The 25,902-nt window shown below is 42.3% G+C and carries 28 protein-coding genes and 3 tRNA genes; 23 read left to right on the forward strand and 8 right to left on the reverse strand.

The genetic code is table 11. From position 1 onward, the window contains the following. The first annotated feature begins 140 nt into the window (after positions 1 to 140). A complete protein-coding gene (locus tag DFP75_RS04155; protein ID WP_110572492.1) occupies positions 141 to 1,727 on the forward strand; it encodes an ABC-F family ATPase in 1,587 nt (528 codons plus the stop codon). Between the two features lie 70 nt (positions 1,728 to 1,797). On the opposite strand, the gene DFP75_RS04160 is transcribed toward DFP75_RS04155, so the two are convergent. The 4 genes from DFP75_RS04160 to DFP75_RS04175 form a co-directional block, all read right to left on the reverse strand. After that, on the reverse strand, positions 1,798 to 2,640 hold the full coding sequence (locus DFP75_RS04160; protein ID WP_110572494.1) for an MOSC domain-containing protein: 843 nt from the start codon (positions 2,638 to 2,640) through the stop codon (positions 1,798 to 1,800). A 111-nt stretch (positions 2,641 to 2,751) separates the two neighbouring features. Then, positions 2,752 to 3,918, reverse strand: a complete 1,167-nt coding sequence (locus tag DFP75_RS04165; protein WP_110572496.1) for a type III PLP-dependent enzyme — start codon at positions 3,916 to 3,918, stop codon at positions 2,752 to 2,754. A 266-nt stretch (positions 3,919 to 4,184) separates the two neighbouring features. Next, complete coding sequence (locus tag DFP75_RS04170; protein ID WP_110572498.1) at positions 4,185 to 4,604, reverse strand: DUF6691 family protein; 420 nt, start codon at positions 4,602 to 4,604, stop codon at positions 4,185 to 4,187. Between the two features lie 10 nt (positions 4,605 to 4,614). Further along, complete coding sequence (locus DFP75_RS04175; protein ID WP_110572500.1) at positions 4,615 to 5,013, reverse strand: YeeE/YedE family protein; 399 nt, start codon at positions 5,011 to 5,013, stop codon at positions 4,615 to 4,617. A gap of 166 nt (positions 5,014 to 5,179) precedes the next feature. On the opposite strand from DFP75_RS04175, the gene DFP75_RS04180 reads away from it, so the two are divergent. Continuing rightward, the gene (locus DFP75_RS04180; RefSeq protein ID WP_110572502.1) at positions 5,180 to 5,647 is read left to right on the forward strand and encodes a DUF6942 family protein; all 468 of its coding nucleotides are present in this window, start codon (positions 5,180 to 5,182) and stop codon (positions 5,645 to 5,647) included. Beyond that, a complete protein-coding gene (locus tag DFP75_RS04185; protein WP_110572504.1) occupies positions 5,644 to 6,087 on the forward strand; it encodes a tellurite resistance TerB family protein in 444 nt (147 codons plus the stop codon). Before DFP75_RS04180 ends, DFP75_RS04185 begins: the two co-directional genes overlap by 4 nt. Positions 6,088 to 6,150: 63 nt before the next feature. Here the strand turns inward: DFP75_RS04185 and DFP75_RS04190 are convergent, their stop codons facing one another. Continuing rightward, complete coding sequence (locus DFP75_RS04190) at positions 6,151 to 6,735, reverse strand: Fe-Mn family superoxide dismutase (protein ID WP_110572506.1); 585 nt, start codon at positions 6,733 to 6,735, stop codon at positions 6,151 to 6,153. Positions 6,736 to 6,892: 157 nt separating this feature from the next. On the opposite strand from DFP75_RS04190, the gene DFP75_RS04195 reads away from it, so the two are divergent. The 3 genes from DFP75_RS04195 (at position 6,893) to cysN (ending at position 10,569) form a co-directional block, all read left to right on the forward strand. Next, positions 6,893 to 7,813: a hypothetical protein gene (locus DFP75_RS04195; protein WP_110572508.1), complete on the forward strand. Its 921-nt coding sequence runs from the start codon at positions 6,893 to 6,895 to the stop codon at positions 7,811 to 7,813. A gap of 218 nt (positions 7,814 to 8,031) precedes the next feature. After that, a complete protein-coding gene (gene cysD / locus DFP75_RS04200) occupies positions 8,032 to 8,937 on the forward strand; it encodes a sulfate adenylyltransferase subunit CysD (RefSeq protein ID WP_110572510.1) in 906 nt (301 codons plus the stop codon). 18 nt (positions 8,938 to 8,955) lie between these two features. Continuing rightward, on the forward strand, positions 8,956 to 10,569 hold the full coding sequence (gene cysN / locus DFP75_RS04205) for a sulfate adenylyltransferase subunit CysN (protein WP_110572512.1): 1,614 nt from the start codon (positions 8,956 to 8,958) through the stop codon (positions 10,567 to 10,569). 62 nt (positions 10,570 to 10,631) lie between these two features. Here the strand turns inward: cysN and DFP75_RS04210 are convergent, their stop codons facing one another. Continuing rightward, positions 10,632 to 11,372: a siderophore-interacting protein gene (locus tag DFP75_RS04210; protein ID WP_110572514.1), complete on the reverse strand. Its 741-nt coding sequence runs from the start codon at positions 11,370 to 11,372 to the stop codon at positions 10,632 to 10,634. A 10-nt stretch (positions 11,373 to 11,382) separates the two neighbouring features. After that, positions 11,383 to 11,829, reverse strand: coding sequence for a MarR family winged helix-turn-helix transcriptional regulator (locus DFP75_RS04215; protein WP_110572516.1), 447 nt, complete (start codon positions 11,827 to 11,829; stop codon positions 11,383 to 11,385). Positions 11,830 to 12,040: 211 nt separating this feature from the next. On the opposite strand from DFP75_RS04215, the gene DFP75_RS04220 reads away from it, so the two are divergent. The 14 genes from DFP75_RS04220 to nadA all read left to right on the forward strand — a co-directional run bounded on the left by DFP75_RS04220 (position 12,041) and on the right by nadA (position 22,866). Next, positions 12,041 to 12,532 (forward strand): GreA/GreB family elongation factor, encoded by a 492-nt coding sequence (locus tag DFP75_RS04220; protein WP_110572518.1) that lies wholly within the window; start codon positions 12,041 to 12,043, stop codon positions 12,530 to 12,532. A gap of 183 nt (positions 12,533 to 12,715) precedes the next feature. Further along, positions 12,716 to 14,488 (forward strand): aspartate--tRNA ligase, encoded by a 1,773-nt coding sequence (gene aspS / locus DFP75_RS04225; protein ID WP_110572520.1) that lies wholly within the window; start codon positions 12,716 to 12,718, stop codon positions 14,486 to 14,488. A 156-nt stretch (positions 14,489 to 14,644) separates the two neighbouring features. After that, the gene (gene ruvC / locus DFP75_RS04230) at positions 14,645 to 15,202 is read left to right on the forward strand and encodes a crossover junction endodeoxyribonuclease RuvC (RefSeq protein WP_110572522.1); all 558 of its coding nucleotides are present in this window, start codon (positions 14,645 to 14,647) and stop codon (positions 15,200 to 15,202) included. Further along, positions 15,199 to 15,801: a Holliday junction branch migration protein RuvA gene (ruvA, locus tag DFP75_RS04235; RefSeq protein WP_110572524.1), complete on the forward strand. Its 603-nt coding sequence runs from the start codon at positions 15,199 to 15,201 to the stop codon at positions 15,799 to 15,801. Before ruvC ends, ruvA begins: the two co-directional genes overlap by 4 nt. Positions 15,802 to 15,804: 3 nt before the next feature. Beyond that, positions 15,805 to 16,818: a Holliday junction branch migration DNA helicase RuvB gene (ruvB, locus tag DFP75_RS04240; RefSeq protein ID WP_110572526.1), complete on the forward strand. Its 1,014-nt coding sequence runs from the start codon at positions 15,805 to 15,807 to the stop codon at positions 16,816 to 16,818. Between the two features lie 9 nt (positions 16,819 to 16,827). After that, positions 16,828 to 17,508 (forward strand): protein TolQ, encoded by a 681-nt coding sequence (tolQ, locus tag DFP75_RS04245; RefSeq protein WP_110572528.1) that lies wholly within the window; start codon positions 16,828 to 16,830, stop codon positions 17,506 to 17,508. After that, entirely contained in the window at positions 17,508 to 17,933 is a 426-nt protein-coding gene (gene tolR, locus DFP75_RS04250; RefSeq protein ID WP_110572530.1) for a protein TolR, read from the forward strand. The genes tolQ and tolR overlap by 1 nt, the downstream gene beginning before the upstream one ends. Then, the gene (gene tolA / locus DFP75_RS04255; protein ID WP_110572532.1) at positions 17,933 to 18,874 is read left to right on the forward strand and encodes a cell envelope integrity protein TolA; all 942 of its coding nucleotides are present in this window, start codon (positions 17,933 to 17,935) and stop codon (positions 18,872 to 18,874) included. The genes tolR and tolA overlap by 1 nt, the downstream gene beginning before the upstream one ends. Continuing rightward, positions 18,874 to 20,172, forward strand: coding sequence for a Tol-Pal system beta propeller repeat protein TolB (gene tolB, locus DFP75_RS04260; protein ID WP_110572534.1), 1,299 nt, complete (start codon positions 18,874 to 18,876; stop codon positions 20,170 to 20,172). The genes tolA and tolB overlap by 1 nt, the downstream gene beginning before the upstream one ends. 19 nt (positions 20,173 to 20,191) lie before the next feature. Next, positions 20,192 to 20,767, forward strand: a complete 576-nt coding sequence (pal, locus tag DFP75_RS04265) for a peptidoglycan-associated lipoprotein Pal (RefSeq protein WP_110572536.1) — start codon at positions 20,192 to 20,194, stop codon at positions 20,765 to 20,767. After that, positions 20,767 to 21,558: a tol-pal system protein YbgF gene (ybgF, locus tag DFP75_RS04270; RefSeq protein WP_110572538.1), complete on the forward strand. Its 792-nt coding sequence runs from the start codon at positions 20,767 to 20,769 to the stop codon at positions 21,556 to 21,558. The genes pal and ybgF overlap by 1 nt, the downstream gene beginning before the upstream one ends. Positions 21,559 to 21,599: 41 nt before the next feature. Then, positions 21,600 to 21,675, forward strand: a tRNA-Lys gene (locus DFP75_RS04275). A gap of 26 nt (positions 21,676 to 21,701) precedes the next feature. Beyond that, positions 21,702 to 21,777 (forward strand) — tRNA-Lys (locus DFP75_RS04280). A gap of 42 nt (positions 21,778 to 21,819) precedes the next feature. Then, positions 21,820 to 22,866 carry a quinolinate synthase NadA gene (gene nadA, locus DFP75_RS04285; protein ID WP_110572540.1) on the forward strand — a complete coding sequence of 349 codons (1,047 nt, stop codon included), beginning with the start codon at positions 21,820 to 21,822 and terminating at the stop codon, positions 22,864 to 22,866. A gap of 22 nt (positions 22,867 to 22,888) precedes the next feature. Here the strand turns inward: nadA and DFP75_RS04290 are convergent, their stop codons facing one another. Beyond that, positions 22,889 to 24,367: a coiled-coil domain-containing protein gene (locus DFP75_RS04290; protein WP_245926961.1), complete on the reverse strand. Its 1,479-nt coding sequence runs from the start codon at positions 24,365 to 24,367 to the stop codon at positions 22,889 to 22,891. A gap of 157 nt (positions 24,368 to 24,524) precedes the next feature. Here DFP75_RS04290 and DFP75_RS04295 point away from each other — a divergent pair, with 157 nt between their 5' ends. From DFP75_RS04295 to DFP75_RS04305, 3 genes are all read left to right on the forward strand, one after another. Next, positions 24,525 to 25,091 (forward strand): nitroreductase family protein, encoded by a 567-nt coding sequence (locus tag DFP75_RS04295; RefSeq protein WP_110572544.1) that lies wholly within the window; start codon positions 24,525 to 24,527, stop codon positions 25,089 to 25,091. 91 nt (positions 25,092 to 25,182) lie between these two features. Further along, positions 25,183 to 25,270: transfer RNA gene (locus DFP75_RS04300), tRNA-Ser, on the forward strand. Positions 25,271 to 25,538: 268 nt separating this feature from the next. After that, positions 25,539 to 25,772: a hypothetical protein gene (locus DFP75_RS04305; RefSeq protein ID WP_110572546.1), complete on the forward strand. Its 234-nt coding sequence runs from the start codon at positions 25,539 to 25,541 to the stop codon at positions 25,770 to 25,772. Positions 25,773 to 25,902 lie beyond the last annotated feature (130 nt).

Below are 25,902 nucleotides of genomic sequence, written 5' to 3' on the forward strand. Positions count from 1 at the left end.
GAGCTTTTTTTCACAATAAGCACTTTCTTCCTTAAAGACTCGCCTAGTTCTGTGCGATAATGCGCCGCATAATCTTTGCTCTTATGACGAAAAACAGATAAAAGCAAAAAAACTTACCTCATGATAAACGGAAGAATACTTTGTTAACGACGGCTAACATCACCATGCAATTTGGTGCAAAACCTCTTTTTGAAAATGTCTCTGTGAAGTTTGGAGAAGGCAAGCGCTACGGTCTAATCGGAGCGAATGGATGTGGTAAATCTACGTTCATGAAAATTCTAGGCGGTGATCTAGAACCAAGCTCTGGTAATGTTTCTAAAGATCCGAATGAGCGTCTTGGTAAATTGAAGCAAGATCAGTTTGCCTACGAAGAGTATTCCGTTATTGATACTGTCATTATGGGTCACACTGAGCTTTGGGCAATTAAATCTGAAAAAGATGCCATTTACGCAAACCCAGAAATGACTGAAGCTGATGGTTTACGTGCTGGCGACTTGGAAGCTGAGTTCGCTGAAATGGACGGTTACACCGCTGATGCTCGTGCTGGAGAATTGCTACTAGGCGTTGGTATTCCTATAGAACAACATTATGGCTTAATGAGCGAAGTCGCTCCTGGCTTAAAACTTCGTGTATTGCTTGCTCAGGCCTTGTTCTCTGATCCAGAAATTCTATTGCTTGACGAGCCAACCAACAACTTGGACATCAACACTATTCGCTGGTTGGAAGGTGTTTTGGTCGAGCGTAATTGCACTATGATCATCATTTCCCATGACCGTCACTTCTTAAACTCTGTTTGTACTAACATGGCAGATTTAGACTACGGCGAATTGCGCTTGTTCTCTGGTAACTACGATGAGTACATGACAGCGGCGACTCAAGCTCGTGAGCGTCTATTATCAGACAATGCGAAGAAAAAAGCGCAGATTAACGAGCTAAAATCCTTCGTTAGCCGCTTCTCTGCCAACGCTTCAAAATCGAAGCAAGCAACATCACGTGCTAAACAAATTGATAAAATTCAGCTAGAAGAAGTAAAACCTTCCAGCCGACAGAATCCATTTATTCGCTTCGAGCAAGAGAAAAAGCTACATCGTATGGCCGTGCAAATCGAAAACGTAGCCAAATCTTATGATGAAGAACTATTCAGTGGCTTAAACATGATGGTCGAAGTCGGTGAGCGCATTGCGGTTATCGGGCCAAACGGTATCGGTAAAACGACTTTGCTAAAATGTTTGGTTGGCGATACAGAGCTTACCAAGGGCGAAGTGAAATGGTCAGAAAACGCCAATATTGGCTACTACGCCCAAGATCATGCCCATGAATTCGAAAAAGACGTTGACCTAATCGAATGGATGGGACAGTGGGGGCAAGAAGGCGACGACGAGCAAGTTATTCGTGGCACTTTGGGACGCCTGCTTTTCTCTCAAAACGACATTAAGAAATCTGTAAAAGTGCTTTCTGGTGGTGAACAGGGTCGTATGTTATTCGGTAAGTTGATGCTGCAAAAGCCTAACGTACTCGTTATGGATGAGCCAACTAACCACATGGATATGGAATCGATCGAGTCTTTGAACTTGGCGCTTGAAAACTACCCTGGCACTTTGATCTTTGTCAGCCATGACCGCGAATTCGTATCGTCCTTGGCGACTCGTATCGTCGAAGTAACCAGTGATGGCATTGTCGATTTCCACGGCACTTACGACGAATACTTAGCGAAACAAGAAGCCTAATTTCACTAAGCATTGATGATAAAAAAGAAGGCCAAGTGCCTTCTTTTTTTATGGGTCTAAAAGAGCAGTGTTAGGCTTTTCTTCTGTCTAGATATTGTTCAGGCTCTCTATATTCAAGCACTTCAATACTATCGCCTAGATGAATGCTACCTGAATTTAGGGCGATCATATTTATACCAAATGTGACACCATCTTTACCAAGTAGACGAAACTTGCCAAGTGTTTTAAGTGGTTCGCCTTTCCCTATTTTTTCTGCTGTCTTTGGGTTTAATGTTGTGAATATACAACGAACACAAGGTTTTACATTTTCAAATTCGACTTGGCCAATTCGAATACGTTTCCAACTGTCTTCTTCAAATGGCGAGTTTCCTTTCACAACCAAATTGGGTCTGAATTGCATCATGTCGATGTCTTTAGGACAGCTACGATTAAGTTCTGCAAGTGAGGCTTCTGTTGTTAATAGAAATGGATAGCCATCAGCAAAAGCGACAGGTGAATCTGGCCTACGACTAGTAAAACGCTCGGACGCTTTACCAAAGTAAACAAGTTGTAACGGCTCTCCAGCGATCTCGCTAAACCAAGCGTCTATATTTTCATTACTTATTTGTCCCTGCACAATATCATCCCACACGGTCACGCTTTTATATTGGCCGCTAAAAATATCAGGATTAATGTTAATGCTTTCAGTCATATCTGGATGTGAAAGTGTCCATTGGTTCTCTCCAGTAAGCTGTGCAGATATTAACGTAATATTTGGGTGTTCACGTCCAGTAATAAATAAGCCATTAGGTTTTACCATCATGTAACGTCGATCACCCCATAGGCCAGAAAAGTCTACCTGACTCGTCTTTAGTGAGATGCCTTGCACCGATTTAATAGGATAAATGACCAGGTCACTGAGAGAATAATGCATGAGTGCTCCTTGTATAAACTCTCATTATTATTCCCCATAGCGAAGCATGATGCCAATAAAAAAGCCCTAGAATGGATCATTCTAGGGCTTCTAATTTAGTGCTTGAAAAGCTTATAGATAATATGACGCCAAAGGAGGGAAGCCATTAAATTCTACCGCACTATAAGTTGTGGTGTAGGCACCAGTCGACAACCAGTACATACGATCACCTATCGCCAAATTCAGTGGCAGGCCATACTTGTAGTTCTCGTACATGATATCGGCGCTATCACAGGTTGGACCGGCAATAATAACTTCCTCTAATTCACCACCTTTATCAACATGAATTGGGTACTTGATAGATTCGTCTAGCGTTTCAATAAGGCCAGAGAACTTACCAACATCTGTAAATACCCAACGATTCAATGCAGTGTGTGATTTACGAGAAATCAAAACAACTTCACTTACTAAAACACCAGCGTTAGAGATTAAAGAGCGACCTGGTTCCAGAATGATTCTTGGTAAATCAGTACCAAAATCTTCTTCCAAGAAGCGTTTAATTTCTTCTGCGTACGTTGCCAAGTCATTCGTACGAGCAATATAGTTAGCAGGGAAGCCGCCGCCCATATTTATCATCTCTAATACGATGCCATCTTCTTCTTTAAGGCGTTCAAATATTACTTTAACGCTAGCGATAGCCGCATCCCACGCACCGATATCACGTTGCTGTGAACCAACATGGAAAGAAACGCCATAAGGAATCAAGCCTAATTCTTTTGCAAGGACCAGTAGGTCCATCGCCATGTCTGGACGGCAGCCAAATTTACGTGAAAGAGGCCAGTCTGCTGTTACTGTACCTTCAGTTAAAATGCGAACGTAAACTCGAGAGCCAGGGGCTGCTTTTGCAATATTGCGCAGATCCGCTTCTGAATCTGTCGCGAACATGCGAACACCTTTCTCGTAAAAGTAACGAACGTCTTTTGCTTTCTTAATTGTGTTGCCGTAGCTCACTTGCTCTGGGGAGATGCCACCAATTGCAAGCAATTTATCTAGTTCATAACGTGATGCAACGTCAAAGTTTGAGCCACGATCACGCAGTAACTTTAAAATCTCTGGCGCTGGGTTTGCTTTGATAGCATAAAAAATATCAGCAACCGGAAAGCCTTTTGTTAATTCAGTGTATGCTTCATCGATGATTTCGGTATCGATAACAACAAATGGCGTGTCTTTGGTTTCAGCAAAGGCTTTAAAACGGGCAAAGCGTTCTGGTGTGTAGAAAGAATTGACGTCAACAGTCATGGGCAAAAGCTCCTTAATTATGCAAAACATAAACCGATTAAATAAGTAAACGCCTTTACCTTCTCCCGTCCTACTTATGGCTGTTACTTATCCGGCAAAAATGGCCTTAAGCGACTAGCGCAGCAGTTGAAGCGGTGCGGATTATGTTCAGCAATGACGCGGGCGAAATTTAAGACGCAAGGCGTCTTTGGTCAAGTATTTTTTCATATTTTAGACCAAAAAAAAGAGACTGCGAGCGTCTCCTTTTTTTTTAGGGATTTCATTGTCTATTTTTGCGATGAAAGCGACTGTAAATGATGTAATCCACTGCCAATTATCAAAGCGATAACAAAATAAAATCCCTCTGCTGGATTGTTCACTAACGCCGTCAAACCAGGCCCAGGGCAATACCCACTTAATCCCCAGCCAATACCAAAAAGAATGGCGCCAATAATTAGTTTCGCATCGATTTGACGCATTACTGGCACTTGCCAACTATGGGATAAAAGCGGCTTAAGTTGCTTCTTTTTGATGATGTAGCCAAGCATGCCAACCGCAATAGCGCTGGCCATTACTATGATAAGTGATGGGTTCCAATTACCAAGAATATCTAAAAAGCCTAAGACAACAGCTGGATTGGTCATTTCAGCAAATGCCAATCCTAGGCCAAACAGGATACCTGCGAGGATTGTTACGATTGCAGACATGTTAGTTCTCCTAATTTAAGACCATCACGGTCAGAATGGCTGCCAACATAAATGTTGCTGTGGCGACAATTGAACGAGGCGATAATCGTGAAATACCGCAAACACCATGGCCGCTTGTGCACCCGCCGCCTAGTCGCGTGCCATATCCAACTAATAGTCCAGATGCGATAAGTAACCAAGGGCTTCTTATTTCAGGAAAATCCACAGTTTGCTCTGTGAGCGTTCCGTAAGCGGCACCCCCAATAATTAACCCAGCAATAAATAAGAAAGGCAGGAATCGCTCTTTAGAGAAAAGCAGTTGCGACAAAATTCCGCTGATACCGATCACTTTACCAAGGGTTAAAAGGTATATCGTTGCTGTTAGGCCTATGAGCAGACCTCCAACTAAAGGGTTGAAAATCGTATCCATTGTTACATCCTCATGTTTATATTAGTTTATTCTAATACACTTTATAAGAAAACTCTAATGTAATATTTACTCTATTTTCTTCTCCACATGTGCACAGTGTTTATTCATTAGCATACTGATATTAATCACTCTTCATTGTATTCTTCACTATCTTGAGGAGAGACAGATGAACGAGTTGTGGCTAGGGGCGTCAGCAGAAAGTGCCGATTACATTTTCTTGTTGCCAAATAGACCCGAATTTCCGCCCCATTTACTAAAAAAAGATTATCCCCATGTTGATGTGACCACTTTGATTGCCATTAACGGAAACCACTGGCGAAAAATTTTTACCATTATGGCGAAACTGGCTGCACCAGAACTCAGTACTTGGCGAACCTTTCGCGATAACGATTTATTAACAAGAGTAGGCATTGCTTTTTCAGCACATCAAATTCAAAACGTTAATGGCGTTGTCTTTATTGTAGGTAAGACGTTTGAAGATGCCTGCCCAATTTCAGAACAAGCAAGGTTGATAGGGGAGAAACAACACGCCAGAGTCGATCTTCCTTATGTCTGGTGCCCCTATTTAGACTATCGTCAATTTCCTAATAGCCTTATTGATGCTCTACGCGAGTACATTTTGGAGAAAAAATGATTACAGCATTAAAAAACCTTTTTAAGCTACCTGTAGAACAGGTTGAGCAAATATCTTATCAAAAAGCCGTTGCTGCGCTATTAATGGAGGTCATGCTTGCGGATCATAAAGTCGATGAGCAGGAAGAAAAGCAGGTAAAAGAGTTTCTACGTGAAATAAGTGACTTGGGCGAAGACATTGATGTTTTGTATGAAGAAGCGAAGTCAGGCGTAGATGAAGCAAATGATTTGTATCAATTTACCAAAGTGATTAATGATGGAGCGACATTGGAGCAAAAAATGTTACTGCTAAAAGGTTTGTGGCGAGTGGCTTTGGCAGACGGAGACATTGACTCTTATGAGGATCACAGAATAAGAAGAATTAGCGAATTGCTATTCATGCCTCACTCAGAGTTCATACAGGCGAAATTGTCAACGCAAGCAGAAATGAAGGCAGAATGAATGAAAATAAAAATGCGGCCCTTAGGCCGCATTTTTTGACTGGTCTAAATCTAAGACTAAGACTTACGCTGCGAAGTTCGCTGCTGCGAATTCCCAGTTTGCAAGTGCCCAGAAACCTTTAAGGTAATCAGGACGAACATTGCGGTAGTCAATATAATAAGCGTGTTCCCAAAGATCGACAGTGATGATCGCTGTTTGACCGCTTGTCATAGGAGTTCCAGCATTGCTTGTGTTGACGATTTCAAGAGAACCATCTGCGTTCTTAACCAACCAAGTCCAGCTAGAACCAAAGTTGTTTACAGCTTTGTCGTCAAATGCTGCTTGGAACTCTGCGAAAGAACCCCATTTTGCATTGATTGCATCAGCTAGAGCGCCAGTTGGCTCGCCGCCGCCATTAGGGCTTAGGCTGTTCCAGAAAAACGTGTGGTTCCAGATTTGAGCAGCATTGTTGAAAACAGGACCCGCTGGAGCAGAGACAATGATCTCTTCAAGCGTTTTATTTTCGTATTCAGAACCTGGTACTAAGCCGTTCAATTTAACAACATATGTGTTGTGATGCTTGCCGTAGTGGTATTCAAGCGTCTCAACAGACATGTGAGGCTCTAGTGCGTCTTTAGCATAAGGAAGAGCGGGTAATTCAAAAGCCATTTCAATTCTCCTTGCTTTTTATTTAACGAAAAATGCTTGTGATCAAGCAGTTAATGGTGCTTATATAGTATCACCGAACATCTTAAGATAATATTACTTAGGTTTGTTCTTGAGCTATTTTCCATAATTTTTGTTAATAACGATATATAAGATTTCCATGCGAAAAGATGATGATGTTGAGATCCCAAGCCTGACTCTGGATCATGATGAAGTCAGCGAAAGAAGGCCTAGCGCTGTCAAGCCTAAGAGCCAGACAACCCCTACACCCACAAGGCCAGCGCATGCACCAAATATTGTGCATAAAAAACAAAGCCTTGTTGGAGTCTATCTTTTGTTAATTCTCTTGCTGATAGTCTCGGCAGGTGCCGGTTATTGGCTGTGGCAACAAAATATACAGCTGCGTAACGAGTTGTATGGTGCTAAAAGTGAAATACAAAATTTAGATCATCAGTTACTTGCTGCCGATGTGTCCGCCAATAAGCAGGGCGAAACATTGGAAGAAACACTAAACAACCATGCCAGCGAAATCCGCAAATTGTGGGGTGTTTCATACGATACAAACAGAAAGTCCATCGCCAGCAATAACGCTGCAATTGATGAAATGCAAAAAAAGCTTTCGACAATGCGAGACACGATATCGACCCAATCTAAGCGCATTGCGGTTCAGGCAGAAGCGTTTAACGAAGTTGAAGCGGGTTTTAATAAGCTGGTTCCCACCGTCGCCAATATTGATGAAACCGTTAAATCAATTGCTGTGGAGCAGGGTGAGCAGGCTAAGCAACTACAATCAGCTGAAAAAATGATCACAGCACAAAGCGGTAAGAATGAAGCTCAAGCATTAAGCCTAGAGCAACTGTCTCAAAGTTTAGCCGCCTTAGAGAAGAAAGTCGCATCAATAGAAACACAGGCGTTAGGATCAAATAACGCTGAAATGGCAACTTTTGAACAAACGCTAGCTAGACATCAGGAAGCGATAGAATCAAGTGATACATTTAGGGTTCAGGTGAACGCTGAAATAATTCGATTGCGTAAGCAAATTAATCAATTGATGTTAGAACAGCAACTAACCAACGAATAGTAAAATATTTCGTACCAATTTGTGCATAAGGCCGATTATTTCGGCCTTTTTTATGCCTGTCTAACTTTGCCTTGCCATATTCACAACACACTAATCGGCCATATATGGCTTTTTAACTATCTATATTCCACTAAAGTCTAGACACCACTCTTTTTATAACTTTATAGCATGTTATAGTTTGGAAAATGCTGAATCCTGATATATAGAGATGGGAAATTATGACAGAGGCAAGACTTACTCACTTAAAACAACTAGAAGCTGAAAGCATTCACATAATACGTGAGGTTGCGGCTGAATTTGATAACCCAGTAATGCTTTACTCTATTGGTAAAGACTCAGCGGTGATGCTACACCTTGCAATGAAGGCTTTCTATCCAGGTAAACCACCGTTTCCGCTTATGCACGTGGACACTGGCTGGAAATTTAAAGAGATGATTTCATTCCGTGATGAAATGGTAGCTAAGCTAGGTCTAGAGCTTATTGTTCATCAAAACCAAGAAGGCATTGAGCAAGGTATTGGGCCATTCACACATGGTAGTTCCAAGCACACAGATGTCATGAAAACCCAAGCTTTGAAACAAGCTTTAGATAAATATGGTTTTGATGCAGCTTTTGGTGGTGCCCGCCGAGATGAAGAGAAATCTCGTGCGAAAGAGCGAGTTTACTCTTTCCGTGACAAACAGCATCGTTGGGACCCAAAAAATCAACGTCCAGAATTGTGGAATATCTACAACGGTAAGGTTAACAAAGGCGAAAGCATCCGCGTTTTCCCATTATCAAATTGGACCGAGTTGGATATTTGGCAATACATTTATCTGGAAAGCATCCCAATTGTGCCACTGTATTTTTCAGAAAAGCGCCCAGTTGTAGAGCGTGACGGCACATTGATCATGGTTGACGATGAACGCATGCCGTTGAATGGCGAAGTGCCAGAAATGAAATCTGTTCGTTTTCGTACTCTGGGTTGCTATCCATTAACGGGGGCGGTTGAGTCTGAAGCCGCTTCGTTACCTGAAATTATTCAGGAAATGCTGCTAACAAGAAGCTCTGAGCGACAAGGGCGAATGATTGACCACGATTCATCCGGGTCAATGGAAGAGAAGAAGAAACAAGGCTATTTCTAAGTTTGGAGTAAAGAAAGAATGTCTCACCAATCAGAATTGATCAGCCAAGACATACTTGGTTATTTGAAACAACACGAAGAAAAAGACTTATTACGTCTTCTTACTTGTGGCAACGTTGACGATGGAAAAAGTACATTAATTGGACGCCTGCTTCATGACTCAAAGTTGATTTATGAAGACCACCTTGATGCGGTTAAACGTGATAGTAAAAAATCCGGTACTCAAGGTGAAGAAGTGGATTTGGCTTTGCTTGTTGATGGTCTTCAAGCAGAACGAGAGCAGGGCATCACAATTGATGTGGCTTATCGATACTTTTCGACCGAAAAGCGTAAATTCATTATCGCCGATACACCAGGCCACGAGCAGTACACTCGCAACATGGCGACGGGCGCATCGACCTGTGACCTTGCTATTATTTTGATCGACGCTCGCTATGGCGTGCAAACCCAGACGCGACGCCATAGCTATATTGCTTCTCTTTTGGGTATTAAGCATGTTGTCGTTGCGATAAACAAAATGGATTTGGTGGATTTCTCTGAAGAGAAGTATGAACAAATCAAAGCGGATTATTTAAAATTTATTGGTCAACTTGGTGATCGCCAACCGGAAGACATTCATTTTGTTCCTATGTCAGCTTTACGTGGCGACAATGTGGTGAATGCTTCAGAAAGTACGCCTTGGTATCAAGGTGGATCACTCATGTCTATTCTAGAAACTGTACAGATTAACCGCGATGTGAAACGTGATTCTTTCCGTTTTCCAGTCCAGTACGTTAATCGACCTAATCTAGACTTCCGTGGTTTCTCTGGAACGATTGCCGCAGGCGCTGTGAAACCTGGAGATAAAGTGGTTGCTTTGCCATCTGGCAAAACGTCGACAGTGGAAAGAATCGTTACTTTTGATGGTGACCTTGAAACCGCTAAAGCAGGACAAGCCGTTACCATTACATTGGAAGATGAAATTGATATCAGCCGCGGTGATATGCTTTCACATCTCGGCCAAGAGCCTCTCATTGGAACGACACTGCGCTCGTCAATAGTTTGGATGGCAGATCACCCTCTGGTGCCTGGTAAATTGTATGACTTCAAGATTGGAACACAAACGGTTCCTGGAAAAGTTCATCACTTCAACCACAGAGTTGATGTAAACACCCTCGAAGTGAGTGATATAGACTCTTTAGAGTTAAATGGCATTGGCGATGCAGTTATTCAATTCGATGCTCCTGTCGCTTTTGATGAATACACGGATAGCCGCTTTACTGGCGCTCTCATCATTATCGATCGCCTGACAAACGTCACTGTGGGTGCTGGCATGGTTGAAGAGGCTGTTGCAGAGCTAGACCAAGAAACGCTTGTAACGGCAGAAGATCGTGCGGCTCGACTTGGACAGAAACCAGCCGTCATTGCTCTTACTAGTGATGTGCTCGCGCAAAGCGAAGTCCTTGAGCGTCTATTATTGCGCCAAGGGGTTGTCGCATTAGTCAAAGCAGATGCAACGGCAGCTGATGCAGCACTAATCCGTCAGACAGGGATTGCCTTTTTGATCGCTGATTCGGCTATTGCGGACTCGCAGATAACAGAAACGGCATTGGATGAAGTGGTTGATTTAATCGCTGAAAGCGTATTGCTATAAGTCTGTAAAATTGCAAAAAGCCACTTCATGATGAAGTGGCTTTTTGATTAATTTTTTACTAATCAAGCAGTGGCTTCAAGGTCAACTCGTTTAACAACTTTATGTTGATCTTCATTGCTGCCGAGCTTCCAATAGCTAGATATATACAACCTGTCTTTTTGAATTTCTTTTTCACTCTTAAAGAATGAGCGCAGTGCTTTCATACTGCTGAATTCGCAAGCAGCCCAAACTGAAACGCTTCCTTCAGGCCATGAAAGTGACTTCACTTCATCAAGCAGTGAGCTGTTATTTTCACCAGGATGCGCATTGATCACCCATTTTAACTCGATGCCAGCAGGGTGCTTTAATGGCTGAATATCAGCCTCAGAGATAACTTCCAAAATGGCAAACCCCTTAGCGTCATGGGGCAACTTTTCTAAATTAACACTGATCGCTGGAAGGGCCGTCATATCTCCAACCATTATTTGCCAATCGGCCGATTCTTCAATGAGCTTCTTCGGTCCAGGTCCGCCAACGAAAATCTTGTCATTTGGCTGAGCCTGCTTTGCCCAAGTGGATGCGGGCCCTCCATCTTCGTGCAGAACAAAATCAATGTCGATTTCGCTTTCTCTTTGGTAGCGAATGGTATAGGTACGAATTAACGGCTTTTGATCTTCTCTGGGAAAAATAAGTTTTACATAGCCACTTTCTTGATCTTCTGGAATGGTATTAATCTCATCACCACCCAAGGTTATACGCAACATATGAGGGGTCACTTGTGATTTTTTAATAACAACCAACTCTCTTTGTTGAGGCTTGCTCATTACGTGCTCCTTAATTTTGTTTGTCGCATTCCGTTAATGAGAGACTGTCGCTAATCATTATGTTCGAAATACGTATGAAATCCTCTATTTGATGATCCGTTAAATTACGGGTCATTCGTTCTACTGCCGTATGTTCTAGCATCATAATTCTGGAAAGCTGCTCTCGGCCGGAGTCTGTCAAGCTCAATAACTGGCTACGATGATTTTCTGGGTTACTGGCTTTGGTTATATAGCTTTTAGTAAGCAATTCCTTTAGAACGCGTGTAACCTGAGATTTATCTAAAGAAAGCTTGTCAGAAATATCTTTCGCACTGCAGTTGTGGATCTTATCAATACACTTTAAAGAGCGTATGTGGGTTACCGGCATGGCGATGTCTGCTTCTAATGCAGCAGCGCGAATTTGATGCCGATAGTTATGCATTAGTCGATGGAGTGACTCACCAATATTTTCCTTCATGTAACCTCTAAAATGCTTAATGAATTATTAATATATGAGAACGATTATCAATATACAGATTTTGGTTGATAATGTCAACTGACAAAAAAAGGCAGCACATTAAAACCACGATTCTTGTCATTTTTACTAACGTCGAAAGTACTAACAAGTCTCTTTTTTTATTTGCTTGAATCGCTACAATGCATGCATCAATACTAAGTAGATTTAAAAAGTGGATAAAAAATCGGTACATCAAGCCATTAAAAACGCATTATTACAGCGCTTTGAAACCGCAAAATGGGCTGCTAAGCAAGCCCATGATGCCGCCACAAATGACGAAAGCGTTGCTGAAAATAAGTACGATACATTTGGGCTTGAGGCTTCCTATTTGGCTCACGGCCAATCGCAGCGAGTTTTAGACTGTGAAAAAGACTGGCTACTTTTCAATAAAAAATCTGTGGATATTTTTAATCAGGACGAGGCTATTAAGTTATGGGCTCTAGTCAGGCTTGAAGGGATTGAGGTGGCTGACGGAGCTGAAAAATATTTCTTTATTTCTCCATGTGCAGGAGGATTAACGGTCGAAGTAGACGAAAAAACAGTTTATCTCGTCACAAGCTCAAGCCCTGTTGGAAAAGTTCTGCTTGGAAAACTGACCGGGGACGAGGTCGAATTGCTACAAAATGGCAAGCAAACGGCTTACGAAATAACCAGTATCAGTTAATAGCGAATATTGTAGCGGACAAATTTAGGTCAGCCCCTAGAGAGTCGGCTTATGTTCGCATATAATGTTTTGCCTTAAATTATTCAGCTCTTTCGTTTAGTACAAAACACACAGTTTAACTTGATGGAAGGCACTCTAAGAACACATCACTCTCTTACTGAGATAGTAATAGGAAAAGAAATTATGCGCAGCCATTATTGCGGCGAGTTAAATGCTTCTAACATTTCACAAGAAATAACCCTATGCGGTTGGGTTCATCGTCGCCGAGATCACGGCGGTGTTATTTTCCTAGACGTTCGTGACCGTGAAGGTATTACACAAGTTGTTTTTGACCCAGATCGCGCAGAAAGCTTTGCTTTGGCCGACAGTGTTCGCAACGAATTTGTTGTTAAACTTAAAGGTTTGGTACGTGCTCGCCCAGAAGGCACAGTGAACCCAAACATGAATACGGGTGAAATTGAAGTTCTTGGTACTGAATTAGAAATTCTAAATGCGGCTAAAACACCACCGTTCCAGCTTGACGAACATCAATCTGTTGGTGAAGACGTACGTTTGAAAAACCGTTTCATCGATTTACGTCGTCCTGAAATTCAGCAAAAAATGCGTTTCCGCTCAAAAGTAACGTCTGTATTGCGTCGTTATTTAGATGACAATGGTTTCCTAGATATCGAAACACCAATTTTGACACGTGCCACACCTGAAGGCGCACGTGATTATTTGGTTCCTAGCCGCACACAGCAAGGTAGCTTCTTTGCTCTTCCGCAGTCTCCTCAGCTATTCAAACAATTGTTGATGGTGTCTGGCTTTGACCGTTATTACCAAATCGCAAAATGTTTCCGCGATGAAGATTTACGTGCAGACCGTCAGCCTGAGTTTACTCAAGTAGATATCGAGACATCTTTCATGAGCGAACAAGAAATCATGGCGATGACGGAAGACATGATCGTTGGTTTGTTCAAAGAACTAATGAATGTCGACCTAGGCACTTTCCCTCGCATGCCTTATTCTGAAGCGATGGAAACCTATGGTAGCGACAAGCCAGACCTTCGTATTCCGCTTACGATTATAACGGTTTCTGATTTGATGGCGAATGTTGACTTTAAAGTTTTCTCTGGTCCAGCAACAGATCCAAAAGGTCGTGTGGCAGCACTTAAAGTACCTGGTGGTAACGCATTAACACGTAAACAGATCGATGATTACACTAAGTTTGTTAGTATCTACGGCGCTAAAGGCTTGGCTTACATCAAGGTTAATGATAAATCCAACCTTGAAGAGGGCTTGCAGTCTCCAATTGTTAAGTTCTTGCCTGTTGAAGTACGTGCCGCTTTGCTTGAACGTCTTGAAGCACAAGATGGCGACCTGATCTTCTTTGGCGCGGACTCTGAACGCGTTGTAAATGAAGCTCTTGGGGCACTTCGTTGCAAACTAGGTGAAGATTTAGACCTTTATACTTGCCAATGGGCACCATTATGGGTTGTTGACTTCCCTATGTTTGAAGAAACCAGTGATGGTGGAATCACTGCGATTCACCACCCATTCACTGCGCCTTCTTGCTCTCCTGAAGAGTTAAAAGCAAACCCATTAACGGCATTGTCACAAGCTTACGACATGGTTCTTAATGGTACTGAACTTGGTGGCGGTTCTATTCGTATTCACCAGTCTTCAATGCAAGAAACAGTTTTTGAATTGTTGAAGATCACTAAAGAAGAGCAAGAAGAGAAATTTGGTTTCTTGCTTGACGCATTGAAGTTCGGCGCGCCACCACATGGTGGTTTGGCATTTGGTCTTGATCGTCTTGTTATGCTTATGACTGGATCAAGCTCAATTCGTGACGTAATTGCTTTCCCTAAAACTCAAAGTGCAACTTGTTTGTTGACCCAGGCGCCTGGTGAAGTAAGTGAGAAGCAACTTAAAGAACTAAGCATTCGAGTAAGAAAGCCTGCTGTTGAGTCTTAATTTTAACCTTAACTTATTGTAAAACAGTAAGTTATGTTAATTATCTGAAAGAAAAATGTAAAAGGTCGCTAATTAGCGACCTTTTTTATATTTTTACATTGCATACTTTGTAAAGGGCTGTTGAAATATACAGTAATTATAAAAGGCGCGAGAAGTATGTCGACAACCAGAATTTTAGCGATTGACCCAGGATCCAGAATAACCGGATTTGGTGTCGTCGATATCATAAATGGTAAAACAACTTATGTGACGAGTGGCTGCATTAAGCTACCGGATGAAGCGCTGTCAGTTAGGCTGAAATCTATCTACCAAGGCGTTTCTACATTGTTAAGCGAATATAAACCACACGAGTTTGCTATTGAAGAAGTGTTCTTAGCTAAGAACGCCAACTCAGCTCTAAAACTTGGGCAAGCTAGGGGAGCTGCGATCGTTGCGGCGTCTCTACAAGATTTGGTTGTTCATGAATACGCTGCGAGACGCGTTAAGCAATCTGTGGTGGGTAACGGCAATGCAGACAAAACACAAGTTCAAATGATGGTTCAGCTGTTGCTTAATTTAGAATCAAAACCTCAAGCAGATGCAGCCGATGCTTTAGCTATTGCTTTATGTCATGCAAATACCAGAACCTCTGGGGGGTTAGAGTATGGCGTTGGTAAGCGAGCAGGGCGTACGTCCAAGCGCTGGACAGAACAAGATGTAAGGAAAACATTGTGATCGGACGAATCGTCGGCACCTTGATTGAAAAGACCCCACCAGAATTATTAGTCGATGTGGCTGGAATTGGCTATGAAGTCAGTGCCTCTATGACGACCATTTATGACCTGCCTCAAGTTGGTGGTCAGGTCACGCTTTACACGCATTTATTAGTAAAAGAAGATTCCCATACCTTATATGGTTTTATTGATAAGAATGAGAGAGCTTTATTTCGCGTTCTTATCAAAGTTAACGGTATAGGACCAAAGATGGCATTAGCCATTTTATCAAGCATGTCAGCAGAAGAGTTGATTAATAACGTACAAGAGTCCGATGTTACCGCGCTTACTCGCATTCCAGGAGTAGGTAAAAAAACCGCAGAGCGCTTAATTATCGAACTGAGAGACAAGCTTGGGCAAGCCGCAAAAAGTGACCTCTTTTCAGCACCGGCTGTTTTGCGCCAAGTTCAAGCAGATCCTAGGCAAGAAGCTGAAGCGGCGCTTATTTCGCTTGGTTACAAACCTCAAGAAGCAGCAAAAGCCATTGCTGGCGTTCCGATCGATTCAGCCAATAGCGAAGATGTCATCAAGGCCGCGCTAAAAAGCATGCTGAGGAAATAACAGATGATTGAACAAGATCGCATTATTTCAGCCGAACTAAAAGGCAATGATCGACAGATTGACAGGGCCATACGGCCTCAAAAGCTGGCAGACTACATAGGCCAGCCAGTGGTTAAAGAGCAAATGGAGATTTTCATCCAAGCCGCAAGGCAGCGTGAAGAGCCGCTTGACCACACACTGATATTTGGTCCGCCAGGCTTGGGTAAAACAACCCTGGCGAACATTATTGGCAATGAGATGGGCGCCGAGGTCAGAACCACTTCTGGACCTGTGCTTGAAAGGGCGGGGGATCTAGCCGCTCTGCTGACGAATTTAAACGAAGGAGACATTCTCTTCATTGATGAAATTCACAGGTTAAGCCCAGCGATAGAAGAAGTGCTTTATCCTGCCATGGAAGATTACCAATTGGACATTATGATTGGTGAAGGGCCAGCGGCTAGATCAATTAAAATTGAACTACCGCCGTTTACACTTGTCGGAGCAACTACGCGGGCAGGATTATTAACCTCCCCCTTACGTGATCGATTTGGTATCGTTCAAAGACTTGAATTTTATAATGTAGAGTCCTTAACCACGATAGTCGCCAGATCCGCGGGCAAAATGGGTATGGATCTTGATCACTCAGGTTGCTTTGAAGTTGCCAGAAGATCAAGAGGAACGCCACGCATAGCAAACAGACTATTGCGACGCGTACGAGATGTAGCGCAAGTGAGTGGCGAAGCAATTGTTGGTCAAAAGGTTGCTCAAAGAGCGTTGGATATGTTAAGTGTAGACAGTCAGGGATTTGACCACTTAGATAGACGTATGTTGTTGACTATGATAGAAAAGTTTGACGGCAGACCTGTCGGACTAGATAGTGTATCCGCAGCTTTGGGTGAAGATAAAGATACTATTGAAGATGTGATAGAGCCTTTCTTAATACAACAAGGTTTTATTATAAGAACACCAAGAGGACGTCAGGTCACGAAACGTGCTTACGAACATTTTAATTACCAGCTACCTTCAGATTTAAAATAGAGGTTAATAATGTCAATTTGGGGACTTATCGCCAGCGCTAGCTTTGTGGTTCAACTTGTTATGTTGATTCTATTGGCCGCTTCCGTATTTTCATGGGTCGTAATATTTCAAAGAATTCGAGTATTAAAAGCGGCAAAGAAGACCCGTGCTGCGTTCGAAGAGAGCTTTTGGTCCGGCATTGATTTGAGCCAGCTTTATAGAAAGCTAACTCAAGAAGGGCGCAAAGTAGAAGGCATGGAAAACATTTTCACTTCTGGGATAAAAGAATTCACCAGACTGAGACAAAATCAAAATGTTGACCCTGAAGCAATTATGGATGGCGTTCAACGTACGATGAGAGTCGCGCTTTACCGTGAGGAAGAGAAGCTTGATCAGCATTTACCATTCCTTGCCACCGTTGGGTCTACAAGTCCATACATTGGTTTGTTTGGTACTGTTTGGGGGATTATGCATTCCTTCATAGGCCTTGCTGAAGTTCAGCAAGCGACACTTGCAACAGTGGCTCCTGGTATCGCCGAAGCGCTTATAGCAACTGCAATCGGTCTAGCAGCCGCTATCCCTGCCGTTATTGCTTATAACCGCTTTTCTTCTACGGCTGAATCACTAAGCTCTAGCTATGAAAACTTTGCCGATGAATTTACAAGTATTTTACATAGGAAGGTTCATGTCAGAGAGGGAGGCGCTGTATAGTGGCTCGTTCAAGAAGAAACAAACGTCGTCCAATGGCAGAAATCAATGTCGTTCCTTACATTGACGTTATGCTGGTTCTACTGGTCATTTTTATGATTACAGCTCCCATGCTTACACAAGGAGTTGACGTTGAACTGCCTAATGCCAATGCGTCGCCAATACAAAACGATGAAAGCGATGTGCTGATTGCCTCAATTGACTCAAAAGGAAATTACTACCTAGATGTTGGTGGTAAACAGGAATCAATTGGTTTATCGCAACTGCAGGATCGCGTAAGAAAAATATTAAACCAGAACCCTAAAATGTCTGTATTAGTAAGAGGCGATAAAAACGTTCCTTACGGTGATGTGGTTGGGCTAATGGTAACCTTGCAGGGAGCCGGCGCTCCAAATGTTGGTTTAGTAACAGAGCCGGATAGAAACTAATGAAATGGTTGCGCAAGGACAGTTATGGTATTCCAATCATATTGGCTGTAGGTTTACACCTTAGCATTGTGGTTGCTGGTCTATTGGTGATTGATTTTGGTGATGAAGAACAAAAGAAACCCAAAAGACCGCCGATAGTGAATGCCACTGTTATTGATATTTCCCAAACGATTATTGGAAAACGTGAAGCGGAAGAAAAAGCGGCAAATCAGCGAGCTGCCGCTTTGGCTGAACAAAAGAAAAAAGAAGCTGAGCAGCAAAAAAGAAAAGAAGCGCAGCGCAAAGCTCTTGAAGAAAAAGAGAAACAGCTAGCGAGAGCCAAACAACAGGCTCAAGAAAAAGCAGAAGCCGAAAAGAAAGCAGCGGAGCAGAAAAGAGAAGCTGAACGTCAACGTCTTGCAAAAGAAGCTGAGCGTAAACGCGCGGCAGAAGAAGCCGAGAAGAAACGTTTAGCCGAACAGCAAGCAAAAGAGAAACAACGCAAGGAAGAACTTGCCAGGAAAGTAGAGGCAGAAAGACAGGCCGAAGAAGAGAGAAAACGCCAAGAAGAGGCGGCTAGACTGGCTAAAGAACGGAAAAAGGCAGAAGAAGCGGCAGCTTTAGCTGCTGCTGAAGAGGCTAAAAGGCAAGCTGCTGAAGCTCAGATGGTGCAATCTATTAGTGGTTTGATCAATGATAGAGTAACAGCGAATTGGAATAGACCTCCAAGTGCTCGAAATGGCATGAAAACGTATCTTCGCATTTATTTTTTACCAAATGGAGAGGTAAGGAGTGTGGATGTTACACGCTCTAGTGGCGATGCCTTATTCGATCAAAAAGCAGTCGATGCGGTTTATAAAGTAGGAAAGATTGATGAATTATCTAACGTAGACTCTTACGTTTTTGAACGAAACTTTCGTCAAGTAGATTTAATTTTTAACCCACAAGATTTGAGAAACTAATGATGTTTAAAAAATGGTTGAGTGTGGTATTCACTTGTTTCATATTTTTGAGTACAGCTAGAGCCCAATTAGTTATTGAAATAACAAGTGGTGCGGATCAATTATTACCTATCGCAGTCGTGCCTTTTGGCTATACTGGTGTAAACCGTTTGCCTGAGGATATTGCACAAATTGTAGAAGATGACTTGAGTCGTAGTGGTTTATTCAAAGCAATACCAAGATCAAATATGCTTAGCATGCCTTCAAAAGAAGCGGATGTATTTTATCGAGACTGGCGATTGCTAAAAAGCGACTATGTTGTTATTGGTAATATTCAGAAGTTGCAAAATAACCAATATAGAATAGGCTTTGAATTATTAAATGTTTTAACTCAAAAGCCTGTTCAGAAACACAGCTCAATAGATGTTAGTGCTGCGAACTTTCGCGATGCGGCTCATTATATAAGTGACAAAGTTTACGAATTATTGACGGGCACAAGGGGAGCATTTAGTACTAGAATATTATATGTTACTGCAGAGGGTGATAAAAAAGCGCCTTTATTCAAATTGCAGGTTGCTGATGCCGATGGCCATCGCCCACGTGTAGTTGTTGAATCAAAAGAGCCTATTCTTTCCCCTTCTTGGAGTATGGATGGTCGTAATATTGCTTATGTAATGTTTAGAAATCGTCGACCTAATATTTTTATTCAGGAGTTAGCTACTGGTAAACGCCAACAAATAGCTCAATTTAGAGGATTAAACGGCGCTCCATCATGGTCACCAGATGGAAAGAAATTAGCCCTAGTATTATCGAAGGATAATAATCCAGAAATATATACACTGGATATTGCAACCCAGAAATTGGAGCGTATGACAAATCATTACGCTATCGACACCGAACCAAGCTGGGAACCGGATGGAAAAGGAATAGTATTCACATCTGATCGTGGTGGTAACCCACAGATCTATCGATTAGATGTAAATAGTAAGCGTGTAGAACGAGTAACTTTTGAAGGTGAATTAAACACCAGAGCGAGAATGACGCCAGATGGCAGATATCTTGTGACAGTTCAAAAGGACGACGGCAATTATCATATAGCGTTACAGGATATGAAAACGGGTCGCGTACAGATTCTAACAGAGACTTACTTAGATGAATCGCCAAGCATTGCGCCAAATGGTAGCATGGTGATGTATGCCACAACCTATCAAGGAAAGGGTATCTTAGCCGTAGTATCCGTTGATGGACTTGTAAAATATAAGTTACCATCAGCTGATGGAGATGTACGTGAGCCATCTTGGTCCCCGTATTTCAAATAAAGACATTGAGGAGTGAATAATGAGTGTAAACAAACTAGGTAAGTTTGCTGTAATTGGATTGTCTGCCGCTTGGATTGCGGGTTGTAGTACAACAGCGACAGATACTGATTCTTCAACTGTTGCTGAAGATGCCAATTCAACAGAACAAGCAGCTGACACTGGAAGTTCAGACCAAGCATACGGTGCTGGTGAAGACGGCGCATTAACAAGTGTTATCGTTGATGATACAGAAGCAGCACAAGAATCTAGCATGGATTCTCTAGCTGGCGTTGAAACTGTATTCTACTTTGACTTTGATAAATCAATTGTTCGCCCTGAATCTCGTGAAGCGTTGGCAAAACACGCTGAATACTTGGTTGCAAACCCAGATGCGCGCGTTGTTTTGGAAGGTCACGCTGATGAGCGCGGTACTCGTGAATACAACATGGCTCTAGGTGAGCGTCGTGCTAAAGCAATCAGCCGTTATTTGACTATCCAAGGCGTAGCTGCTTCTCAAATCGAAACAGTAAGCTTCGGTGAAGAAGTTCCTGTTGCTTTTGGTCATGATAGCAACGCTTGGCAGCTAAACCGTCGAGTTGAAGTGCGTTACGAATAATGATCTATAAAAATATCAGAATTCGCTCTTTTGCAATGGTGCTGTGTTTCACAGCACCATTCGCATCAGCTGAAATGCAGCAGGCAGGTGGAGGGCTTTCAGCAGGAGCCGCCGCCGACCTACTGTTCCAGTTAGAAACGCTGCAGCAAGAAGTTCAAAGTCTTCGTGGCCAACTAGAAGAGCAGGGGCATGAATTAAAGTTGATGAAGCAAAGCCAGCGAGATCGCTATATTGATCTGGACAAACGTATATCTTTATTGATGTCGGCTTCAGCTAATGAAACGAAAAGAAATATCCCTCCAGCACAAAATCAAGAGCCGCTACCTACAGCGACTCAAAGTACGACGACAAACCGAACCTCTAGTAATAATTTAATCACCTCACCTTTAGCACCTGTTGCACTACAACCGCCAACACAGGCCGCTCAACAAGCTTACGATGACGCATACAACCTAATTCGTGAGAGAAAGTTTGATGAAGCGGAAGCTGCGTTTACGCAGTTTGTGAAGCAATTTCCAAATAATACGCTTACTGGAAATGGCTACTACTGGTTAGGCGAAGTTAAACTAGTGCAAGGTCGCTCTAATGAAGCACTTGATGCATTCACGACTGTTATCCAGAAATTCCCTGGCCACAGTAAAGAGCAAGATTCCTTGTACAAGTTAGGGACGGTGAGTGATCAAATGGGCGATAGCGCAAAAGCTAAATCCTACTTGCAAGATGTAATTCGGCGTTTTCCTGACAGTAAAGCAGCTAAGTTAGCATCAGGTTATCTAAGTAAAATTAAATAACTTGCATTCCTCAGCGGGCTCTGTATTATACGCAACCCGTTGGGTCGTTAGCTCAGTTGGTAGAGCAGTTGACTTTTAATCAATTGGTCACTGGTTCGAATCCAGTACGACCCACCAACTTTTTTATTCCTTTTGTGATTTTTGGGTCGTTAGCTCAGTTGGTAGAGCAGTTGACTTTTAATCAATTGGTCACTGGTTCGAATCCAGTACGACCCACCAAAAAACACTCATTCCGCTCCCAGTTTCTTAAGGGGTAATGATATGTCCGAGCTTTTTAATAAGTCAGCACTTCGTGATACCGTCCAAAAATATTTATCTGAAGCCGAAGAGAACCTTAAAATCAAGTCAGTTGATGACGAACAGATTCGTGCTGAAATAAAGTCATTACTAAAAGAAAAGAATGCTGTTCTAGTTGCTCATTATTATACTGAAGATGCCATTCAAGAACTTGCTGAAGAAACGGGCGGGATTATTGCCGATTCCTTGGAAATGGCGCGCTTTGGGGCAAACCACCCTGCAGAGACATTAGTTGTTGCTGGCGTTAAGTTCATGGGCGAAACAGCTAAGATACTAAGCCCTGAAAAAACGATTTTAATGCCAACACTAGAAGCAACATGCTCTCTTGATATTGGCTGCCCTATAGATGAATTTTCTGCTTTTTGTGATCAATATCCTGACCGCAAAGTCGTTGTTTATGCCAATACCTCCGCTGCGGTTAAAGCTCGTGCAGACTGGGTCGTAACGTCCAGTATCGCATTAGATGTTGTTGAGCACCTTGTTGAACAAGGCGAAAAAATCATTTGGGCTCCGGATCAGCATTTGGGTGGTTATATCCAAAGAGAAACCGGTGCTGATATGATTCTGTGGGATGGAGCCTGCATCGTCCATGAAGAGTTTAAAGCGAAAGGCATTACCGACCTAAAAGCAGTGTACCCAGATGCAGCGGTACTTGTTCACCCAGAATCTCCAGAAGCGGTAGTAGAAGTCGCCGATGTTGTCGGTTCAACGTCGCAACTATTAAATGCTTCTAAGACCATGACGAATGACACTTTTATAGTGGCAACGGACAGAGGCATTTTCTATAAAATGAAACAAGCCTCTCCCGACAAGCGTTTTATTGAGGCCCCAACAGCCGGTTCTGGCGCATCTTGTAGAAGTTGTGCCCATTGCCCTTGGATGGCATTAAACAGCCTAGAAATGCTCAGAGACGCTCTGAAAAACAACTCTGGAGAAATCCATATCCAAGAAGAAACCAGGGTAAAAGCACTTCTTCCATTGCAAAAAATGCTGAACTTCCAAGCTAAATAGCATATTCGATGCAGTAGGGGCTCTAATGCTTTAGAGTCCCTAAATATTTTTTTTCTAGGTCAGAAAACGCCAACTGAAGCCTGTCACTTTCAAGGCTTTTTTTGTTGAATATCCCTCTTAATTCTTGATGGCTTTTTCCTAATCTCATCCCTAAGACTTTTTCTTTTAGCTCTGTGGTTATGCTAACCAGCTTTCTATTCCTTTCTCTTTGCAAGACAAGTTCTGACGCTAAATTTCCTGTGGATTTTTTACTTGGAACAATGGAATCCAGCTCATCTTTTAATTTTTTATTTTCACTCTCTATCGTCTCCAGTTCTTGTGCAAGTAAGGTTACGCAGGTTTCAGATTCATGCAAAAGGCGTTCTAACTCATGGGTATCTTTATCTTGTTCTGCAAGACTTCTTATTGGAAGATTTTCCTTGGCCGAAGTGACACCATCGCGTAATGAAATGATCGTTTCTTTCTTATTACTATGCAGAGCTTGAAGGCTACCAATAGCAGTGGTGTTCTTTTCGTTTAATTGTTTTTCTAGCTCAGCAAGCTTGGCATCTCTATCACTAATGTACTCTTTCAAAGAAGCAATGGATAAATTGGACGTTTCCAGTTCGGCCTCTAATTGCAAAACCAATGATTCTGATTCTTTAGCAATACGTTCAAGTTTAGCGACAGCGGTTTGTTGGGCTTCAAAAGTAGTATGAGAAGTATGATGCTCCTGTGCTCTCGCCATTTCGTTTTTAAGCTGATCAATCACGGTTTCTTGCCTTGCTGAAAGATGGCTTAAACTCGCTATCTGCTTCATAAGCTTAGAGCGTCGCTCACGCTCGAGATTCCTAGCTGCAGGGGCTTGCCTATGTAATACAGAATCTGAACCTTTATTTTTATCATCACCGTGCACTTTTTTTAATCGCTCAATGCTCAGATTAAGGTCTTTAACTTTGGACTCTAAACGAGCTTTCTCAATTTTTTTAACGGTTAAACGCTTAAGCGCCTGCTTTGATCGATCGATACTGTCGCGCAAGTCTTCGTTTAGTTGGTATTGGTTTTCAGTCAATAGCTCTTTAGACATTAAAAGCTCGGCAATCTGTGTAAATTCTCCCTCCATTTCTTTTAAACTATTTTTTAGTTCATCAATATTGTGCTGTTTCAATTTAGGACTAAATAATGCGGAGAATAAACTGGATAAAAAGCGCTGTAATATTGGCGTTGGCTGCTCGCTCACTTGATTTAGTAAGATGGCTCGCTCAGCCTTTAAAATAGTACCCCAAATTTTTAAACGGTTCGTTTCATGTTCGCTCATGCTCTCCATGTCTATAGCATTAGCCGCAAAACTGATTTGCTTATCTAAATATCGCGCTAACGACTTGTATACATCTGGGTTTTCAGCACCACCCAATAGACTAGGCATTTCAACCTGACTGCTTTCAATGGGCCTCGGCTCTACGGCTTCGGCTTTTTTTGATAGTCTGTGTGTCAGCCATAGCAAGAAAATACTGCCTAACAAGAGCAGCGTGCTGATCTCAAGTAGTGTCCAAATCAACCACTTAGCCATAAAAAAGCCTCGACCTTTCGGTAATAGATGTGATATTCATTATCATTAATTAATAGCAGATAACGAGTTTGCTTTCATCATTCTTTATGTATATGGAATACAAAATTTTATGAGTAAAGAGTTTATAACATTCATGCGCAACCGCGTGTCACAACCGAAACTTGATTCGCCTGCACCCAGTGAAAATGAATGGGTTACAATCTTAAGTGCAGCAAGTCGTGCCGCAGACCATGGTAACTTAACACCATGGCGCTTCAGAATATACGAAGGAGAAGGGCGGGCAAAACTAGGGCAAATTTATTGGCACCACGCGCTTTCAGAAGTGGAGTCCATGCCTTTGAATAAAGAAGAGTCATTCATTAAAAAAGCGTATCGAGCGCCAGCAGTATTGCTTATTTATGCACACATCCAAGACCACCCCAAAGTACCAGCGGTAGAACAGATTATGGCTGCCTCAGCGGCCGCACAACAAGTTTTACTGGGCCTTAATGCTCTGGGCTATGGCGCAATGTGGCGAAGCGGTCCTGCTTGTTTTACACAGAAAACCAAAGATCTATTATCCCTTGAATCCAACGAACAAATTATTGGCCTCATCTATGCGGGAACACCTGCTAAAGAACAAACCACTATTAGAGACGTTGAGCTTGAATCACATCTAACATGGGTAAGAGATTAATTTCTAAGGTTTAATTGCAAAAAACTGTTGCAATTAAACCTCTCCATCACTAATATACGCGCACAAATTACGCAGCGCGTAAAAAAGTTTTGGTGAGCTGTCCGAGTGGCCGAAGGAGCACGCCTGGAAAGCGTGTATGTCGAAAGGCATCAAGAGTTCGAATCTCTTGCTCACCGCCATTATTCTTAAAAAAAGACGTCTACGACGTCTTTTTTTTTCGCCTTTAATTTATCTTAGATCTTAGCTACCGCTATTCTCCTACTATTCCTAAACCTCAGAAAATATCACAAAACGTATTTATTGCCGTCTCTAATGAGATTACCTAAAGTCAAGCTGTGTGCCACTGCTTCTTGAAGGTTGGAAGTTGGAAGTTGGAGGTTGAACTTAAAAAGATTGAATCTTCACTTAATAGCGGCACAGGAGCTTTTCGGCCAACTCCAAGAATAGATGGAAAGCTGTGCAACTCAGATTGGACGTAAAACTGAGCAACTTCGGATCCTTGAAGAAGATATTCTTTCTTTAGAGAAGAAAGTTCGTGAAATTGAAATTGAAATCGAAAAGCTTTACGAAAAGCATAATTTATCGAAAGAGAAAAGCGATTTTATCAATGAGTGTGATGCAATTGTAGGATTGCTCAACCAGTTTATTGTGAGAATGCGGAAAAGCAATTTTCAACTCTGATTTTAAACTGAGTGATGACACCTGAGTTGCTAGCCTGGTTAACCCAGCCAGGCCCTGAGATTTTGCGAGCCATGCTGGCTGGAGGCAATTGGCAATACCGATCCCGAATATGTCCTGTCTAAATTGGTCA

The organism is Marinomonas alcarazii, from assembly GCF_003208215.1.
GTDB lineage: Bacteria > Pseudomonadota > Gammaproteobacteria > Pseudomonadales > Marinomonadaceae > Marinomonas > Marinomonas alcarazii.